General features: G+C 35.0%; 15 protein-coding genes. 7 read left to right on the top strand and 8 right to left on the bottom strand.

Going from position 1 to position 14,710, the window contains the following annotated elements; translation table 11 throughout:
- Nucleotides 1-4 precede the first annotated feature (4 nt).
- The 3 genes from LKL37_RS16750 to LKL37_RS16740 all read left to right on the top strand — a co-directional run bounded on the left by LKL37_RS16750 (nucleotide 5) and on the right by LKL37_RS16740 (nucleotide 3,697).
- Complete coding sequence (locus tag LKL37_RS16750; protein ID WP_431611635.1) at nucleotides 5-1,150, top strand: glycosyltransferase; 1,146 nt, start codon at nucleotides 5-7, stop codon at nucleotides 1,148-1,150.
- An 11-nt stretch (nucleotides 1,151-1,161) separates the two neighbouring features.
- Entirely contained in the window at nucleotides 1,162-1,716 is a 555-nt protein-coding gene (locus LKL37_RS16745) for a serine O-acetyltransferase (RefSeq protein WP_431611634.1), read from the top strand.
- Nucleotides 1,717-2,341: 625 nt separating this feature from the next.
- Complete coding sequence (locus LKL37_RS16740; protein WP_431611633.1) at nucleotides 2,342-3,697, top strand: phosphoethanolamine transferase; 1,356 nt, start codon at nucleotides 2,342-2,344, stop codon at nucleotides 3,695-3,697.
- Between the two features lie 35 nt (nucleotides 3,698-3,732).
- Here the strand turns inward: LKL37_RS16740 and LKL37_RS16735 are convergent, their stop codons facing one another.
- Nucleotides 3,733-4,338, bottom strand: a complete 606-nt coding sequence (locus tag LKL37_RS16735) for a DUF2306 domain-containing protein (protein ID WP_431611632.1) — start codon at nucleotides 4,336-4,338, stop codon at nucleotides 3,733-3,735.
- Nucleotides 4,339-4,472: 134 nt separating this feature from the next.
- Nucleotides 4,473-5,600 carry a helix-turn-helix domain-containing protein gene (locus LKL37_RS16730; RefSeq protein ID WP_431611631.1) on the bottom strand — a complete coding sequence of 376 codons (1,128 nt, stop codon included), beginning with the start codon at nucleotides 5,598-5,600 and terminating at the stop codon, nucleotides 4,473-4,475.
- 383 nt (nucleotides 5,601-5,983) lie between these two features.
- On the opposite strand from LKL37_RS16730, the gene LKL37_RS16725 reads away from it, so the two are divergent.
- From LKL37_RS16725 to LKL37_RS16710, 4 genes are all read left to right on the top strand, one after another.
- Nucleotides 5,984-6,652 carry a carbonic anhydrase gene (locus LKL37_RS16725; protein ID WP_431611630.1) on the top strand — a complete coding sequence of 223 codons (669 nt, stop codon included), beginning with the start codon at nucleotides 5,984-5,986 and terminating at the stop codon, nucleotides 6,650-6,652.
- Nucleotides 6,653-6,673: 21 nt separating this feature from the next.
- The gene (locus tag LKL37_RS16720; RefSeq protein WP_047427346.1) at nucleotides 6,674-6,973 is read left to right on the top strand and encodes a hypothetical protein; all 300 of its coding nucleotides are present in this window, start codon (nucleotides 6,674-6,676) and stop codon (nucleotides 6,971-6,973) included.
- Nucleotides 6,974-7,119: 146 nt separating this feature from the next.
- Nucleotides 7,120-8,712, top strand: coding sequence for a SulP family inorganic anion transporter (locus LKL37_RS16715; protein ID WP_431611629.1), 1,593 nt, complete (start codon nucleotides 7,120-7,122; stop codon nucleotides 8,710-8,712).
- Between the two features lie 52 nt (nucleotides 8,713-8,764).
- Complete coding sequence (locus LKL37_RS16710; RefSeq protein ID WP_431611627.1) at nucleotides 8,765-9,400, top strand: carbonic anhydrase; 636 nt, start codon at nucleotides 8,765-8,767, stop codon at nucleotides 9,398-9,400.
- A 146-nt stretch (nucleotides 9,401-9,546) separates the two neighbouring features.
- Here the strand turns inward: LKL37_RS16710 and pth are convergent, their stop codons facing one another.
- From pth to LKL37_RS16680, 6 genes are all read right to left on the bottom strand, one after another.
- Nucleotides 9,547-10,110 (bottom strand): aminoacyl-tRNA hydrolase, encoded by a 564-nt coding sequence (gene pth, locus LKL37_RS16705; protein WP_431611626.1) that lies wholly within the window; start codon nucleotides 10,108-10,110, stop codon nucleotides 9,547-9,549.
- A gap of 86 nt (nucleotides 10,111-10,196) precedes the next feature.
- Nucleotides 10,197-11,135 carry a hypothetical protein gene (locus LKL37_RS16700; RefSeq protein WP_431611625.1) on the bottom strand — a complete coding sequence of 313 codons (939 nt, stop codon included), beginning with the start codon at nucleotides 11,133-11,135 and terminating at the stop codon, nucleotides 10,197-10,199.
- A 99-nt stretch (nucleotides 11,136-11,234) separates the two neighbouring features.
- Entirely contained in the window at nucleotides 11,235-12,110 is an 876-nt protein-coding gene (locus LKL37_RS16695) for a hypothetical protein (protein WP_431611624.1), read from the bottom strand.
- A 152-nt stretch (nucleotides 12,111-12,262) separates the two neighbouring features.
- The gene (locus LKL37_RS16690) at nucleotides 12,263-13,000 is read right to left on the bottom strand and encodes a hypothetical protein (protein ID WP_431611622.1); all 738 of its coding nucleotides are present in this window, start codon (nucleotides 12,998-13,000) and stop codon (nucleotides 12,263-12,265) included.
- A gap of 7 nt (nucleotides 13,001-13,007) precedes the next feature.
- Complete coding sequence (locus LKL37_RS16685) at nucleotides 13,008-13,829, bottom strand: hypothetical protein (RefSeq protein WP_431611621.1); 822 nt, start codon at nucleotides 13,827-13,829, stop codon at nucleotides 13,008-13,010.
- 2 nt (nucleotides 13,830-13,831) lie between these two features.
- Nucleotides 13,832-14,653: a hypothetical protein gene (locus LKL37_RS16680; protein WP_431611620.1), complete on the bottom strand. Its 822-nt coding sequence runs from the start codon at nucleotides 14,651-14,653 to the stop codon at nucleotides 13,832-13,834.
- Between the last annotated feature and the right edge of the window lie 57 nt (nucleotides 14,654-14,710).

Raw genomic sequence — 14,710 nt, 5'->3', positions numbered from 1 at the left:
TCCTTTGAAGAAAAAAATTCTTATACGTATCGGTTCCCTTCGCCATGGCGGTGCAGAAAAAGTTCTTGTCAACTTTCTCAAAAACCTTCCAGAGGATAAATATGAAATAGATCTTCTAATCAATCTGTATACGGGAATGTATATCAAGGAAATTCCGTCATGGGTCAATCTGCATTATTTACTTAAGGGAGAAATGATTACCACCAACAGACCTCATGAAATTCCGGTGAAAGCATTCAGGGTACTGTATCAGAAAATGTTTTTATGGTTTCCTTCACTTCTTTACAGGTTTGTTTTGAAAAACAAAAAATATGATGTGGAAATAGCGGCTATTCATGGGATGTACAAAGAGCTGCTTTCCAGTCCGCAAAAGGATTCAAAAAAAATAATCTGGATTCAGAATGACATTTTTAATCTGAAAGAATATACACACGATGTAATCAGACAGCTTTTTAAATTCGATAGAATACTGGTAATTTCCGATAAACTGAAAGAGGAAATGCTAAAGATTGCAGAGAATGATCAGGAGAAACAAAACGTGGTTAAAATCTTCAATCCAATAGATAAAAATGATACTTTAAAAAAAGCTGATGTTGAAATCAACGACTATCCTTTCAGTAGTGACCTTCCCACTTTTGTAACTGTAGGAACCGTATATCCGCAGAAAGGGTATGACAGGTTATTGAATGTTCATAAAAAATTGATAGATGAAGGATTCGAACATCAATTGCTAATCATCGGTGACGGCTATGACTTTGAGACTATTCAGAATCAGCTCAATACGTTAGGACTTCAGGATACCGCAAAAATGCTTGGCTTTAGCAGTAACCCGTATCCTTACATGAAAAAGGCAGACTTTTATATTATGTCTTCCCGGCATGAGGGATTCCCTACAATCATTGCTGAAGCACTTATTCTTAACAAACCAATTTCTGCAACGGATATTTCTGGCATCAAAGACCTTCTGCAAGATGGAAAACTGGGAAATATCACAGAAAATTCCGAAGAAGGAATATATGAAGGAATGAAAAAGTTTCTTACTGATAAAAATATCACTGAGGAATACAAAAAACAGATTTCACAAACAGAACTACCGTTTGTATTGGAAAAATCTGTGGAACATCTTCAGAAAATAATTGATGAAGCATAAAAACATTGACAATGGCTGATTATTCTATCATTCAAAAAGACTTTTACCGGGAAAGCGGAAAATGGCTTTCAACATTTCAGATCTGGAAAAAATGTATTAACCCTAATCTTCATTTTATCTATGTCTTAAGAATGGCTCAGAAATACCAGAAAACATCTGTTCTGAATACTTTCTGGAGAATTGTCCTGAGGCATTATCAAATCAAATATGGATTCCAGATTTATCCTGAAACCAATATTGGGGAAGGATTTTATCTTGGGCATTGGGGAAGTCTTGTTATCAATCCTAAAACAATTATTGGAAAGAATTGCAATATTGCACAGGGCGTTACAATTGGTCAGCAAAACCGTGGACAAAATGAAGGTTCTCCCGTTATTGGTGATGAAGTCTGGATAGGAACCAATGCTGTCATTGTAGGTGCTATTACGATTGGAAATAATGTATTGATTGTTCCTAATTCTTATGTCAACTTTGATGTACCCTCTAATTCTGTGGTCATAGGCAATCCCGCAAAAATAATCCCAACCGAGAATGCTACCAAGGATTATATTAACCGTAAAGTATAGCAAATCACAGTTATAGTAAAAATTCTACTTGTATTTATCAGTGGTTTTATTTAGTTTTGCAAGGAATACATTATTTGATTATAAAAATAATAACACAACTATTTAATTTTATATAAAAATAGCGTATTCTATCAATCGAATAGCGAAAATTACTCCCTAACTTTTGTTCTGAAAAAAATCGCTTAATATTAAAAACACAATTTCAGGCATATTATTAATTTTTTAAAATTATTTTTGATGAAAAAACACGTTCTACATTCCCATCACATAGCTGTACAGTTATAGTCTAAAAATGACACCAACATAGTATTCTGTCACAAAAACTGTAACAATATCTCCTTCAAAACTTTTCTTATTGGACAAATGCCATGATTATATGGTATTAATTTTTTTATAGAGTACATAATTCTGATATTTCTCTGTCCTTTAGAAAACTTTTTAGAAAGACTACTTCAAAACTATTTAACAGCATTGAAACATTTCAGCCATGTTTAAAAAAATACTTCTAATTCTTCTCATCATACTTTACCTCACAGGGTTACTCCTTTCATTTCCTTTTATATACGATAATTTATTTGGTCCTGATAAACTAGATAGTATCCGAAATTTTTTTGAATATGGAATTATGTTTTGTTCATTTCTTGTATTCAATGCATTTCTCTTTAAAAATAAGTATACATCCATTATTGCTGTTATTCTATGCGTATTATTGAGTCTTAACTTTCTTATTTCAGCTTCCTGCTTTCTTATTTATCATTCCGGATTCAATATAGGAATGGCTATAAGTATTGTAGAGTCTAATGTGAACGAGGCTATGAGTATGTCTTATATGTTTATCCTACCCGGTATTTTATGTTTACTATTTTTGGGGATATTGCTATATACGATCAACTATTTGAGAAAAAGCGTAGTTACTTTCAATTTCAAGTTTATCTTTATTGCATTATTGTGGCTTATCATGCCATTCATTTTTTTCCTCAAACATAGATATGTCAGTAATAAAGGTGGAGGAAGCATGATTAAAAATGTATACTATCATTATACTGATTTCCGTATTGCACAAGATATTCAGGAAGATATCAATGCCCTCACAAAGAATGTTCCTGTTTTCAATATCAAAAAAATACAGCCGGGCATAGAAAATGTAATTTTGATCATCGGAGAATCTGAAAGAAAGCAAAATATGTCATTGTATGGCTACAATAAAAAAACAACCCCTTATACAGATGAGCAGGCCGGGAATATGATGATTTTCGATAATGCCGTTTCTCCTGCAGGGATCACAAACCTGAGCGTTCCTCTGATGTTATCAAGCATTCATCCGGATGAATTCAGATATAGTTATGATAAACTTTCCTATAACATTATCAATCTTGCCAATCAAAGTGGATACAATTCTTTCTGGATTAGTACACAGGCTAGCGCAAGAGGAATAACCGCTATAGCTTCCATGTCCAAAAACAAAAAATGGGTCAATGGATTTGATGAAGTTATTGTTCCTGAGCTAAAAAATGCTATTCAAAAGAAAGAAGATAAATTTATAATCCTCCACATCATGGGAAGCCATCCAAATCCGTGTAACAGACTTCCTCCTAACTGGAATTCTGAAGGGATGGACTGCTATGACAGCTCTATAAAATATACCGATTCTGTCTTCAAAAATATTTTCAGCACATTGAAAAACACAAATTCTGTGGTAATCTATGCATCCGATCACGGACTTAAAATACGGGGAGATAAATTACTCCACGTAGACTCTAAAGAATCTACGCAGGTACCGTTCTTTGTGTGGTATGGTGACAAGGTACCGGCAAACTACAGAATTACCGGACACGAAACTAAAAGGACTCAAACCACTTATATCTATCCGCTTATTATGAAATATATGGGTCTTGAACCACCTCAGCACTATAAAAATGAAGGTAATAAGTATCTCAACTTAGAAATGAAGAGCACAGAGTATGATAAACTTCCCGAGTAAAATACTTTCTTTGTTATCATAAAAATGATAGGCTCTTATATTCCGGCTGCTTTTCTATTAATAAAATAGGCAATTAATAGATTGGGAACCCAGCATAACCATGCTACTGCAATATAAGAGCTTTCTGCATTTCCCATCATCATTTTCAGTAAAGGATACCATACTCTTAATGTGACTGCGGCAAAGGTACAGGCATAACTGTAGGTCATGAATTGCTGATGTTTAATGATATTCCTTCTTCTTATCTGCATAACAGCGGCAAGAGTTGTCGCCAGCCAGATTACTCCCAAACAGATAAATCCTGTTGCTGATATAAATCCCCCATTCGCATAAAACCCCATATAGACAGCTGAAACAGAACTTATCATCACCGCAATTACATAAAGCCTGCCTGTAAACCTGTGTATTCTGATATTTTTATTACGGAATGAAACACTAAACTGACTCCATCCAATAAAAAGTGCCAGTCCGCCGAAAATAATATGAGAAAAAAAAGCTGACTTCCAGATTACATTATGGAGTACTTCTGAAGGTTTTGAACCCAAAAAGGTATATTTATGCTCTACAAAAGCATAAATAAAAGGATATAATCCTATAAGTAATGCCAACACACACATAATTACAAACAGTAGCTTTTTCATAATTTCCAATTTAATTTTCTGTAAAAATGAGCATTATGAAAGCCTCAATTGTTCCAAAATGAAAGGTGGCACCTATTTACAAATAACTAATAATAAAACACTTAATATGAAACTATTAAAATATCCGTAATAAGTTATTCCATATGAATGCTTTGGTTTTTTACAAACTCTGTTGGTGAACAATTCATGTACTTTTTAAAATTTCTGTTAAAAGAGGTTTTAGAATTAAACCCACATTCAAATGCCAATGAAAGAATCGTGTATTTTTGATTTTCCGGAAGAACAACGGTACGTTTAAACGCTTCTATACGCTGTCTGTTGATATAATCATAAAAGTTTTTATGCTCCATAGAATTAATAACCTGAGACAGAAGATTAGGATGAACATCTAATAATTTTGCAATATTGTTAAGATTAAGTTCCGGATCTTTGTAGAGTTCTTCATGTACCATTTTATACTTAAGCCTTTTATAAATAGTTTGTACAGCCTCATCTCCAGGAGAATTTCTCTGATATTTTACGACTTCATGATCCTCCCTTTCCTCAACTGCTGTTTCATGAACAACTGGTATGTCAAGAATTCCCACACGGCTGATTCCAAAGTAAGCTGCCACTATGATAAAAAGAACGACCATGGAAAAAATAAGAATGTCATTTCTAATAATCACCGCAATCCATATCAAAGCGATCCCGGCAATTAGATAATACAGCCAGTTCAGATTCATTTTCTCAGTATTGGAATATTGATCTGATATCCCTTTCGTATATTTTTTAACAGCAAAGAGACTTAAAACAACATATACTATTCCTGATAAGATCATGAGATATTTGATCACCTTACTTAATAATTGATACCCATTATTTCCGCTCTGATAAACAGCAAGTTTTTCCCAGGGAGACAACATGAAAAGTCGCGATAACAGCAGGCAGATAATCAAAACAGGAATACCATGCAGTAACCCTATCTTCCAGCCTGGATTTCTTCCTGTAACACACAGAACATACAAATACAACATCGGCCCATGAATAAAAGGAAAGATAACTTCTAATCCCAGGAAATAAGGAAATGTCACATAACTGCCAGAAAAAAACAGGATAAATAATATCAGATGTATTCCTATAATCAGGAACCATGCGGCCAAAACATAGTCTGCGACTATTTTCTTGCGTTTTCCTATAATCAGAAGAGAAGAAAAACAGGCAATAAAAATTCCTGCCAGATAAAATAAGGATGGTAAAGATTGAAGCCCAAAATCAGACATTCTATGAATACATTAATTGACCTTTAAATTATTCATTTTTTATATAATGAAATAGTTTTTTAATAACTATTACCTAACAAATATAAAAATGGATAAATAATTAAGAATATTTTAATTCACAAATCTAAAATTCTAATTTATACTTCGTAATTTTATCATAGTTTTTTAAACGTTTGGATTACCATAGAGAACCCAATAGTTGCAATACGAAGAATTACGGGATATTACATATGATTTTAAGCATATTTTAATATTAAACTTTGTTAAAAGTGATTGATTTTTTAACAAAAAGTATATTTTTGCACAATTATTGATTTAGTCTATTGATTTTGAAAATAATTTAAACGAAATAAATAATTATAAACTTTTAAAAATTTAAAATTATGTCACAATCGTACGAGGTTATTTTTGAAAACAACAAAAGATGGGTAGAGTCCAAAGTAGCTGAAGATCCTAACTTCTTTCAGGAACTTGCAAAAACTCAGCATCCGGAATTCCTTTACATAGGATGCTCGGACAGCAGAGCAACTGCAGAAGAGTTGATGGGAGCAAAACCCGGAGAAGTATTTGTTCACAGAAACATTGCTAATGTTGTCAATACTTTAGATATGAGTTCCACAGCGGTTATTCAATATGCTGTAGAACATCTGAAAGTAAACCACATTATTGTGTGCGGACATTACAACTGCGGTGGTGTAAAAGCAGCGATGACCCCTCAGGATCTTGGATTACTGAATCCTTGGCTGAGAAACATCCGTGATGTTTACAGACTGCATCAGGCAGAGCTGGATTCTATTCAGGACGAAAACAAGCGTTATGACAGACTTGTAGAGCTTAATGTTCAGGAGCAGTGCATCAACGTAATCAAAATGGCCTGTGTACAGGAAAGATACATTTTGGAAGAGCGTCCTGTTGTACACGGCTGGGTATTTGACCTTAGAACAGGTAAAATCATTGATCTGGAGATTGATTTTGAGAAAATCTTAAAAGACATTCAAAAGATCTACAACCTTACAAGTTCTGATTGGGTAATGAGCAGAAAGACCAAATAGTTTTTCTAAAAAGAATGTAAAATGAAATTCTGGAGTATTATTGTATTAACGTTTTTTCTGAATTTTACAGCGCTGCCAGGCATAGCTGCGGTAGCGGGCTGGGATATTGCGAGAACGAATATCATAATCAATGAAGAAGAACCACATTCTCACCCGTCCTCATTTATTGTTTACGAAAAGACCATTCCGAAACCTTTGGATGTATTCGATTATCTGAAGTTTTCCGAGCCTGACGTTCAGGGCGTGTCTTTTGTACTGATTGATGATTCTTTTCATCTTTCACCTTTACTTACTATATTTTCTCCTCCTCCGGAAGCGTAACTCCTATAGTTAGATTTTTTTGATACCATTTCCATATCATTTTTTGATATCGGATACGCCCGTATTTAAAATTAATTTTTTTTCAACTTTTTATAATTGACTTATTTAAAAACAAATAGGCCGGTTATATCTTACAGCTTCACATTATGAAAAAGACATCATTAATAGGAGGAATCAAGGAGAATTTTCCTTCAGGACTCGTGGTATTTTTAGTAGCACTTCCGCTGTGTTTAGGAATTGCTTTAGCATCAGGTGCTCCCCCATTGTCCGGTATTATTTCCGGTATTGTAGGCGGCCTGGTAGTAGGAACAATCAGTAATTCAAATATTTCAGTTTCCGGACCTGCAGCGGGTTTAACAGCGATCGTTTTAACAGCCATAACAGATCTTGGCGCATTTGAACTTTTCCTTTGTGCAGGGATCATTGCAGGGCTTATCCAATTGGTTTTAGGATTTGTAAGAGCCGGAAGTATTTCCAACTATTTCCCGAATAACGTAATTGAAGGAATGCTTGCTGCCATAGGAATCATTATTATTTTAAAACAGATTCCGCATGCATTAGGATTCGATAAAGATTATGAAGGCCATGAATCTATTTTTGATAACGGCCTGAACTTCGGATATTTTACAGAATTATTTGGAGCTATCCATCCGGGAGCTATCGTTATTACTTTGATTTCCGTAGCAATTCTTATTGCATGGGACAAAATCCACGTACTGAAAAGGATGAAAATGCTTCCTGGAGCATTGGTCGCAGTAATTGTAAGTATCCTTTTGAACCAACTCTTTAAGATATCCGGAAGCTCTCTGGCGATCCAAACCCAACATTTGGTTTCATTACCGGTTCCACAGACTTTTGATGATTTTAAAAATCTGATCACCACTCCTGATTTTAATGGTTTTACCAATCCTAAAGTCTGGATCGTAGGAGCAACAATTGCTATTGTAGCTTCCATTGAGACGCTTCTTTGTATTGAAGCATCAGACAGATTAGACAGACAAAAAAGAATTACAGATACCAATCTTGAGTTGAAAGCACAGGGAATAGGGAATCTTATCAGTTCTTTTATTGGCGGTCTTCCAATGACGTCTGTAGTAGTAAGAAGTTCTGCCAATGCCAATGCGGGAGCAACCTCTAAAATGTCAAGTATTATTCACGGGATATTTTTATTGATCTGTGTACTTTCTATTCCTGTTATTTTAAATTTAATTCCTTTGGCTACTTTGGCGGCGGTATTAATTTTAGTGGGATATAAATTGGCAAAGCCGGCTACATTCAAGCATTTCTGGCATTTAGGAAAATTCCAGTTTATACCATTTGTAGCAACAGTTGCTGCTGTAGTGGCAACAGATTTACTAAAAGGAGTAGGAATTGGTCTTGCCATCTCTGTTTTCTATATTCTTCAGGGAAATATGAAAAGAGCTTATTATCTGAGCAGGGAGAGACTGGATGATGCTGACGGGATCAATATAAAGCTGGCTGAAGAAGTTTCATTTTTAAATAAAGCAGCGATCAAAAAAACACTTAAAAACATAAAACCAAGTTCAACGGTTATTATTGATGCCAGAAACACGTCCTACATTGCAACCGATGTACTGGAAATGATTCAGGAATTTGCCAATATCCGTGCAAAGGAACAGGATATCAATGTTGAACTTTTAGGCTTCAAAACTTCATACCGAGATTACGAAAGAAGCGAGGACTCCCATATTTTAGTTACGCATAAAAGAGCCATGTAATTTCAATCATCAATTAATTTTTTTAACTTTAAATTCGAAAATAATAAATAATATGAAAGCACATACATACGAAACACAGTCTACTATCACTCCTGAAAAAGCATTGGAATTCTTAAAAGAAGGAAACCAGAGATTTGTAAACAATCTTAAAGCCAACAGAGATCTTCTTGAGCAAGTGAATGCTACCCGTGAGGGACAATGGCCGTTTGCCGTAGTTTTAAGCTGTATAGACAGCCGTACTTCTGCAGAGCTTATCTTTGACCAGGGATTAGGAGACGTTTTCAGTATCAGAATTGCCGGTAATTTTGTCAATCAGGACATTCTTGGATCTATGGAATTTGGTTGTAATGTAGCCGGTTCCAAACTTATTGTAGTTTTAGGACACACGAAATGCGGAGCATTGAAAGGAGGTCTTGACGCGGCGCAAATTGAAGGATTGGGAATGGATAACCTGAACCACCTGATCAATCATTTCAACCCTATTATCAATGATATCATTGAAGAAAATGAAGAGCGTTCATCAAAAAACAGTTCTCTTCTGGAAAGACTTAACCAGCAAAATGTAAAAAGTGCTATTGAAGACATCCGTAAACAAAGCTCAACGCTTAACAACCTTGAAGCAGAAGGTAAAATTAAAATTGTTGGAGCCAATTATGATGTTGAAACAGGTGCTGTAACGTGGTTATAAGAAGTAAAACTCATTAAATTTCAATTATAATTTACAGAAAATGCCACCGAAATTCGGTGGCATTTATTTTTTATCATGATTTAGATCCATATAAAAATGTTCAGCCTCCCTGATTACCTACCATATGGAATCTATTATCTGTTTTTCTATTTCCCGTTAAAAGCAGACATTGTATTATTCAATCCTGCAAATACAAAAGAAAGGCTCGCCTTAGCAAAGGTTTCAATTCTTTCCGTAAGCTTTTCTGATTCTTCTTCATTCCATGTTCCCAATACATAATCTACCTGTCTTCCGGCAGAAAAATCTGCAGAGATCCCAAAACGCAGTCTTGCATAATTTTGAGTCTGCAATACTTCATTGATATTTTTAAGACCATTATGCCCTGCATCAGACCCTTTTCCTTTCAATCTTAATGTTCCGAAAGGGAGAGCAAGATCATCTGTAACGATCAGGACATTCTCCAAAGGAATATTTTCTTTCTGCATCCAGTATTTCACTGCATTTCCGGAAAGATTCATGTAGGTATCCGGCTTAAGGATAAAAACCTTTCTTCCTTTATGTTTTCCTTCTGCCAGCCACCCAAAGTTGGAGGTATTGAATGATACTTCAAGGGTTTCTGCTATTTTCTCGGCTACTTTAAAGCCTATATTATGTCGTGTATTTTCATATTCTGAGCCTTTGTTACCAAGCCCGACAATTAAATATTTCATCAGAAATTTTTTGCAAAATTAAGGGATAAAAAATAAAAAACTCAATCTTAGGAAAGATTGAGTTTGAATATTGTTAAAAAATTCTTCTATTGTGGTTTATAGATGTAATTAACGCCATATCCTTTTGTCATATAAGTCTGAGGATCATAAACGTAATTGGTACTCAATACAATTGGAGTTGGGATAGGAGTCGTAAGATCTGTTAATGATACTCTCTTCGGGTTATTAGGTGAAAAAAGATGGCTTTCACCATAATTATTTGTAGATATAATTCTTGAAATTTTATACGCTGTTGGCAATAGTGTGAAAGGACTGATCTGATTATCATAAGCATAAAAATCAAAACCGTACTTTTCAACAGGTGGTTGAAAAACATCACCATTAGCACCAGTCAGCTGCCCAATAAAGTTTACAGCTCTAGAAATATTATCTCCAATATAGGTAAAACCTGTTCTCGAATATTCAGTAAATTTAAATTGAGTTCCGGCAACATCAATACCACTCTTTCCTATTATAGAATCAAGCTTTGCTGAAGCAGCAACATATTTAAATTCATACTGTTTTTTTTCTTTTCCTAAAAGAGTCTGCGGGCCTGGGGTTGTTGCTGGTGGAACGGGTGGCGGTCTTCTAAAAATAGAACGATTTTCAGAAATTTTATCCAATCTGCCTCCATTTCCATAAGTAAATAGCTGAGTATAAGAGATACTATCTTTATCAAGCTCTCCATCATCATCTAAATCTAGGAAACCATTAAAATTAATCTGGCTGATTTTATCACCACTGTACATAATATTAGTTATTGAAGCACTGTCTGTGATTACTTTAGTCACAAGAAGTCCGCTGTACTGATATTCTGCGATAGTATCTTCATCCGTAATTTCTCTGTATAATGCTCTCGGACCGCTTAATCCGTTTGTATTGTTAAGATCCAACAATGGATTCCCATCCTCATCCAGTAAACTCTTGCAGGAATGTATTGAGGAAAAACCTGCGATTAGTAAAATAAAATAGAAAATTTGTTTCATTTCCTTGTAATTGATTATTTTTTTGACAAATATAATTTTTTTTTGCCTAAAAATTGTATTATTATTTATATTCTGGTAAGATTAATGACAATATTTCTCCTATAAATTTTTATAGGTAAAAGTCATATTCTGGTTTTTCTCAACTACCACATACCCCTGATTATCATAAGAATAACTCTGAGCTGTATTAACAGGAGTGGCCGGCGAAGGCAATTCTATGAACATTGAAGTAGGATTGTTAGGAGATATTTTGTAGAAATTCACCGGACTCATCAGACTTCGTGTAATGAAATAGACTGATGGAAGCGTAGAATAAGGGCTTTTCTGAGCATCATAGTTTTGAAAGCTATACTTGCTTACTACTGCTGTTGTCATATTCGGGTTTCCGTTGATATCCAATAATCCTTTAGAGCAAACAACCTGAATAACATTGTTTCCGTTATATACAAAACTATAGTCTATAAATCTGTTATAAGCACTGATTCCTCCTTCTTTTCTTTTCTCAAGAATTTTGGTAAGCTTACTTGTTACAGAATCATAGGTAAATGCATAGTCACTTACTACAGATACAGATGGAGTAGCTCCTGTTGCAGTAGAAGTTGCATTGTAAATCTTTTTACCTGTAGCATCCGGAACAATATTAAATTCATAAACAAGGCTGGATGCCGCAGAACTTACATATTTAACTTTAGTAATATTCTTGTTGGTATATGTTATGGTTCCTGTAAAATAAGCACTCCCGGCAGCAAATTCATCTTTTGATAACGAAGTCTGTAAATCTCCGGTTACTGCCATTGTAGTATATTCTTCCTGAGAAACATTATTGGAACTAACCTTTGCTAAAACTCTTTTAGGAGGTGGCCCATCATCCGGATTCGGAATGGATTCTGTAGGATCTGAAGTAGTATTACATGCTGTCAGCAGCCCAAGAAAAGCAATACCGGCAAACATTTTAAGAAAATAGTTTTTTACCATATAGAATTTTTTTAGCTTGTCCAAATATAATTCAATTTTCGATAATACACTTTAATTTATATGAACAAATTCACAAGAAATAGAGTTAATCAACAAAAAAAACCTAAAAACATAACGTTTTTAGATTTATAATTATTGTCTTATGATGAAAATTAATAAGGCTGCAATATAGATGTTGTCAAAACAGATTGTGACATGTCACTATTGAGGAAAGTAGTATTCACTGCCGTTCCTACTCCAAGTGTTGACCCTGAAATTGCTCTTTTTGTACAGGCTACTTTCACTTTATAATCATTTTTAGGGGTAAGATTAGTAAGCGTTGCATTCAGATTAAAGATTTTATAGGCTCCGGGATCCCCAAGCAAAACGTCTGTTCTTACCGCTTTCAACTGATCATCTACAAATACCCCACAAGCAAAGCTGGCAGAACTGGCTCCCGTTTTTTGTACAGTTGTTTGAAACGAAAAAGTAGCTTTATTCGTTTGATTAGTAACGGAAAAACTATCCATCGTTCCTGTCAGTACAGACCAGTCTGTTGTCAGAGCTGCTCCTTCATTATAAGGGTTTGTTGAACCATTATTCCCGGAAAAGCTCACTCCGGTCTTATCTGAAACCGTATTAATGGAAAACACAGACATACTTCCCTGCCCGTCAGCAATTTTTATCGTTTTCCAGTCATTGATATTTAAGTCTGTATTATTATGCAAAATATCACCTGCTGTTCCTGCAGATCCTTTCAGTACATCTGTACCTCCTGTTCTTAATTCTTTTCTGACATTCAGATCTCCATTCACATCCAGCATATTAGTTGGATTTGGAGTATTAATACCCACTTGTGCGGTTGCGAAAACAGTTAACAGAAGTGATGTTACAAATAGTATTTTTTTCATGATCTGCTTAGTTTATAATGTTGTTAAACACTTGAGGAACTTCATATACATCTACCTTAAGAGAAGACTGTGAGATAAATCCATTAATATTAGTATATACATTAGTTCCTATCGTAAGGGTGTTGCTAGAAGCTCCATAAGATCCTAATCTTGTACAGGCAACATCTACGGAATGATTTCCTGTAGCAAGATTATCTACAATCCCGATCTGGGTATGAGTAAGAAAAGGATATGAAGTGGTAATCGCCTTTAAATTTCTTTGTCTCAGATTCACTAGTTTACCGTCTACAAAAATACCACAAGCATAATCTATTGAAGTATCTGCCGCTGTACCTACTGCTCCAAAGTCTGCCTGAACCACTGTTTCAAATTGAAAGTAAGCTTTACTTTGAGAACTGAATACGCTGATCGTCTTTGAGAGACCATCTATTTTTTTAAAATTCGAAAGCGTACTCAATTCTTTTCCTTTCGTAAAAGTTGCTCCTCTTGAAGAGAAAGCCACAGTAGAATCATCAGAGGATGTAAATGAAGTCCCAACTTTATCTGAAAAAGAGTTGTTGTAAATCAAATAAAACTTATTAGGTTCATATTCAGGAATACGAAGTGATTTCCAGATGGGTGGAAAACCTTCTCCTCTGGAAACCAGAAGCTGGTCATTATTTCCCTGGAATATCGTATTATCAGCAGTATTATAAACACCAATTTTATTTCTGAAGTTGATATCTCCGTTTACGTCAAGTTTTGCTTTTGGAGTATCTGTTTTTATACCTACTTGAGCGGTTGCCAAAAGTCCCGTAGTAAAAAGCAGAGTTGATAATAGTTTTTTCATCATTAGTTGTTTTTATAGCTCACGTATTCGATAACGTCCATTTTCATGGTAGATTCCAGCGTAAATGCACTGGATACTCCACTTGAAGTCTGTACATTACGTCCTATTGCAAATTCTGAAGTAGAATTTGATGTATCAATCTTTCGGCATGCAATTTCAATATTGTGAACTCCTATGGGAACATTTTGTTCGGTATAATTAAGGGTGAAAATATAATCCTGAAGACCATTTTTCCCTGTGTTATTATTAGAAGCAATTCTATCCGGGCGCACAGCTACCAACAATCCATTTCTGAAAACACCACAGGCAAACCTCACACTTTCTATAGCAGTAGATGACTGCGCTTTCATTTCAATCCCTGTCTGGAACTGATAAGTGATTCTGTTTTTCCCGTTTTTGATGGTAAAGGTATTTTGAAGACCATTAATCTTCTTCCAGTTTCCTTTAGCTGCATCAGAGACATTGTCTCCCACTTTGTTTGTGTAGATATTATCCCCGGCAATACCGTTAGAAAGAGATGTAACCCCTGCTTGATCCGACGACAGATAAGAATTGATCAGCTTATACTGCCCCTCTTCCATAAAGGAAACGTTCAAAGATTTCCACACAGGAGGTAAACCCTCACCCTGAGAAACCAAAACCTGGCCGTTTAACCCAGCTTCTCCAGCCTGAGTTGAAGTACCGCCCACTCTAAGTTCTTTTCTTAAGGTGGCTTTTCCATTCACATCTAGAATAGATTTCGGTTTTGCAGTACCGATGCCCACCTGTGCGTTGGCGTAGAAAGAAAGAAATCCAGCCGCGCAGCAATATATAATTTTTTTCATAATAAGGACTGCAAAGGTACGTAATGAAGCCCTAAAAATTCCAGTTATACATTCATA

Origin of the sequence: Chryseobacterium sp. 'Rf worker isolate 10' (assembly GCF_050753305.1) — a bacterium.
Taxonomy (GTDB): Bacteria; Bacteroidota; Bacteroidia; order Flavobacteriales; family Weeksellaceae; genus Chryseobacterium.
The sequence above is the reverse complement of the archived record's forward strand: the minus strand, read 5'-3'. Positions and strand labels throughout refer to the sequence as shown.

Excerpts from the sequence above, each read along its gene's own strand:
- LKL37_RS16745 (WP_431611634.1), top strand. The coding sequence starts at position 1,162 with ATGGCTGATTATTCTATCATTCAAAAAGACTTTTACCGGGAAAGCGGA.
- LKL37_RS16740 (WP_431611633.1), top strand. The coding sequence starts at position 2,342 with ATGTTTTGTTCATTTCTTGTATTCAATGCATTTCTCTTTAAAAATAAG.
- LKL37_RS16735 (WP_431611632.1), bottom strand. The coding sequence starts at position 4,338 with ATGAAAAAGCTACTGTTTGTAATTATGTGTGTGTTGGCATTACTTATA.
- LKL37_RS16730 (WP_431611631.1), bottom strand. The coding sequence starts at position 5,600 with ATGTCTGATTTTGGGCTTCAATCTTTACCATCCTTATTTTATCTGGCA.
- LKL37_RS16725 (WP_431611630.1), top strand. The coding sequence starts at position 5,984 with ATGTCACAATCGTACGAGGTTATTTTTGAAAACAACAAAAGATGGGTA.
- LKL37_RS16720 (WP_047427346.1), top strand. The coding sequence starts at position 6,674 with ATGAAATTCTGGAGTATTATTGTATTAACGTTTTTTCTGAATTTTACA.
- LKL37_RS16715 (WP_431611629.1), top strand. The coding sequence starts at position 7,120 with ATGAAAAAGACATCATTAATAGGAGGAATCAAGGAGAATTTTCCTTCA.
- LKL37_RS16710 (WP_431611627.1), top strand. The coding sequence starts at position 8,765 with ATGAAAGCACATACATACGAAACACAGTCTACTATCACTCCTGAAAAA.
- pth (WP_431611626.1), bottom strand. The coding sequence starts at position 10,110 with ATGAAATATTTAATTGTCGGGCTTGGTAACAAAGGCTCAGAATATGAA.
- LKL37_RS16700 (WP_431611625.1), bottom strand. The coding sequence starts at position 11,135 with ATGAAACAAATTTTCTATTTTATTTTACTAATCGCAGGTTTTTCCTCA.
- LKL37_RS16695 (WP_431611624.1), bottom strand. The coding sequence starts at position 12,110 with ATGGTAAAAAACTATTTTCTTAAAATGTTTGCCGGTATTGCTTTTCTT.
- LKL37_RS16690 (WP_431611622.1), bottom strand. The coding sequence starts at position 13,000 with ATGAAAAAAATACTATTTGTAACATCACTTCTGTTAACTGTTTTCGCA.
- LKL37_RS16685 (WP_431611621.1), bottom strand. The coding sequence starts at position 13,829 with ATGAAAAAACTATTATCAACTCTGCTTTTTACTACGGGACTTTTGGCA.
- LKL37_RS16680 (WP_431611620.1), bottom strand. The coding sequence starts at position 14,653 with ATGAAAAAAATTATATATTGCTGCGCGGCTGGATTTCTTTCTTTCTAC.